General features: G+C 68.0%; 5 protein-coding genes. 1 reads left to right on the plus strand and 4 read right to left on the minus strand.

Translation table 11 applies throughout. From position 1 onward, the window contains the following. Window positions 1-1,378, minus strand: a 1,378-nt coding sequence (locus Q8R27_RS13740; RefSeq protein ID WP_305699552.1) for an ATP-dependent helicase, incomplete at its 3' end; no start/stop codon positions are given. A 143-nt stretch (window positions 1,379-1,521) separates the two neighbouring features. On the opposite strand from Q8R27_RS13740, the gene Q8R27_RS13745 reads away from it, so the two are divergent. Continuing rightward, window positions 1,522-1,734 (plus strand): hypothetical protein, encoded by a 213-nt coding sequence (locus tag Q8R27_RS13745; RefSeq protein ID WP_305699553.1) that lies wholly within the window; start codon window positions 1,522-1,524, stop codon window positions 1,732-1,734. On the opposite strand, the gene Q8R27_RS13750 is transcribed toward Q8R27_RS13745, so the two are convergent. From Q8R27_RS13750 to Q8R27_RS13760, 3 genes are read right to left on the minus strand one after another with little or no spacing between them, the layout of a single operon-like run. Then, on the minus strand, window positions 1,735-1,947 hold the full coding sequence (locus tag Q8R27_RS13750; protein WP_305699554.1) for a ribbon-helix-helix domain-containing protein: 213 nt from the start codon (window positions 1,945-1,947) through the stop codon (window positions 1,735-1,737). Between the two features lie 5 nt (window positions 1,948-1,952). Next, entirely contained in the window at window positions 1,953-2,129 is a 177-nt protein-coding gene (locus Q8R27_RS13755; protein ID WP_305699555.1) for a DUF4169 family protein, read from the minus strand. Further along, entirely contained in the window at window positions 2,129-2,413 is a 285-nt protein-coding gene (locus Q8R27_RS13760; protein WP_305699556.1) for a glutathione binding-like protein, read from the minus strand. The genes Q8R27_RS13755 and Q8R27_RS13760 overlap by 1 nt, the downstream gene beginning before the upstream one ends. Window positions 2,414-2,489 lie beyond the last annotated feature (76 nt).

Here is a 2,489-nt window from a genome sequence, read left to right on the forward strand (position 1 = left end):
GCAGCAGCTTCTGCACCGTGGTCTCGCCGATGCCGCGCTTGGGCACGTTGACGATGCGCTCGAAGGCCAGATCGTCGTCGGGGGACTGGATCAGCCGCAAATAGGCGTGGGCGTCGCGGATCTCGGCCCGCTCGAAGAACCGCGGGCCGCCGACCACCGTGTAGGGGATCTGCAGCATGACGAAGCGCTCTTCGAAGGCGCGCATCTGGAACGAGGCGCGCACCAGGATGGCGACGTCGCGGTAGCGGCGGGCAGGCCGGTCGGTGGAGCCGCGCTTGGCACGCTCGATCTCCTCGGCGATCAGGCGGCTCTCGGCCTCGCCGTCCCAGACGCCGCGCACCATGACTTTTTCGCCACCGTCGGCCTCGGTCCATAGCGTCTTGCCCAGCCGGTCCTTGTTGGTCGCGATCAGGCCGGAGGCGGCGGCGAGGATGTGGCTGGTGGAGCGGTAGTTGCGCTCCAGGCGGATCACGGTGGAGCCGGGGAAGTCGCGCTCGAAGCGCAGGATGTTGTCCACCTCGGCGCCGCGCCAGCCGTAGATCGACTGGTCGTCGTCGCCGACGCAGCAGATGTTCTGACGGCTCTGGGCCAGCAGCCGCAGCCACAGGTACTGGGCGACATTGGTGTCCTGGTACTCGTCGACCAGGATGTAGCGGAAGCGGCTGTGGAACTCCGCCAGCACGTCCGGCTGCGAAGTGAAGATGGTCAGGTTGTGCAGCAGCAGGTCGCCGAAGTCGCAGGCGTTGAGGATGCGCAACCGCTCCTGATAGAGCCGGTACAGCGCCTGGCCGCGGCCGTTGGCGAACTGCGAAGCCTCTGCGGGCGGCAGGCGGTCGGGGGTCCAGCCGCGGTTCTTCCAGTGGTCGATGAGCCCCGATAGGTGCTTGGGCGTCCAGCGTTTGACGTCGATGTTCTCGGCGGCGAGCAATTGCTTGATCAGCCGCTCCTGATCGTCATCGTCGAGGATCGTGTAGTTCGACTTCAGGCCGACGAGATCGGCGTGGCGGCGCAGGATCTGGGCGGCGATCGAGTGGAAGGTGCCGAGCCAGCGCAGGCCCTCGGCGGTCGGCCCGATGATCGCGGTGATCCGCTCGCGCATCTCGCGGGCCGCCTTGTTGGTGAAGGTGACCGCCAGCAACTCCCAGGGCTTGGCCTTGCCGGTCGCCAGGATGTGCGCGAGGCGGGTGGTGAGCACGCGCGTCTTGCCCGTGCCCGCGCCGGCCAGAACCAGCACCGGGCCATCGATCGCTTCGACGGCCTGGCGCTGCTCGGGATTCAGGCCCTCCAGATAGTCCGGCCCAGGCGGGCGGGCGCGCGCCAAATCGCTGATCCTGGGCGCAGGCGTTGCGGCGTGGTCTGGCGAGTCGGGTAGGGGCATCGGACCACATATAGGCGCGTTGGCCGCTGGGGCGAACAAAGGAAACGAATGGGGAACCTGAGGGCGACGACGACATTCTGCCGGGGAACCGCCGCCTGTGCGCTTCGTTTGCTGCACAGGTTAATCAAGGAAGGAATATTCCCGTGGCGGACACCGAGACCCGAGCCACCCCATGGCTGGCGTTCCTGGTCGGAGGACTGCTGGTTGCGGTCGTTGTGATCGGCCTGGTGATGTACAGCGGCGGCGGCGTGAGCGCGCCCGAAGCCAAGAGCGTCGACATCAACCTGAACATGCCCAAGGCGCCGGCCTTGCCGGACGCCCCCAAGCTGCCGGACGTGGTTCCCGCGCCCAAATAGTCAGGCGTTGCGACCGCCGGCGTAGGCTAGGGCGGCCAGGCGGCAGGCGCTGGCCAGCGGCTGAGGGCCGCGCGCGTCGTCGAGGCGGGTGATCAGGCCGGCCAGGCTCAGCCCCTCGGCCTGGGCCCGGGCCTCCAGCACGGCCCAGAATTCCGGCTCCAATGCGATCGAGGTGGCGTGTCCCGCGAGCACGACCGAGCGCTTGCGCAACATCAGCGTCAGGGCTCGCGCTTCGCGCCGTCGAGCTGGCTGTCGGCCTTGCGCGCCTGCGCCTTCGCAACAGCACGTTCGGATTTGGTGCGGCCGAATCGGACACGGTTTTCGGCGGCTGCGGCCTTGGCGTCCTGTCTGGCGCGGGCTTTACGGGCCTGATTGAGACTGACCGGCTCGACCATCAGGCGGCGTCCCGCTCCAGCGAACGCTTGAACGCCGGCCTTTCGCCAATGCGCGCCATGTAGGCTTCGAACTCCGGGTAGCCGGGCAGGATGTGCAGGGCGAACTGGATGGCGCTCGACACCAGGATATCCGCGCCGCTGAAACGATCGCCGAGAACATAGGGGTTGTCCGACAGGGTCTGGGACAGCCGCTGCACCATGTCCTGGGGATCGCCCCAGGCGACGACGGCGGGCGGCCCGGGATCCTGGTTGCGGGCAAGCGAGAACAGCGCGGGTTCGATCACCCCGGCCGAGTAGGCTAGCCAGGTGAGATAGGCCGCGCGGCCTATCTCACCTGGCTAGCCTACTCGGCCGGGGTGA

The organism is Phenylobacterium sp., assembly GCF_030697305.1.
Classification (GTDB): domain Bacteria; phylum Pseudomonadota; class Alphaproteobacteria; order Caulobacterales; family Caulobacteraceae; genus Phenylobacterium.

Excerpts from the sequence above, each read along its gene's own strand:
- Q8R27_RS13755 (WP_305699555.1), bottom strand. The coding sequence starts at position 2,129 with ATGGTCGAGCCGGTCAGTCTCAATCAGGCCCGTAAAGCCCGCGCCAGA.
- Q8R27_RS13750 (WP_305699554.1), bottom strand. The coding sequence starts at position 1,947 with ATGTTGCGCAAGCGCTCGGTCGTGCTCGCGGGACACGCCACCTCGATC.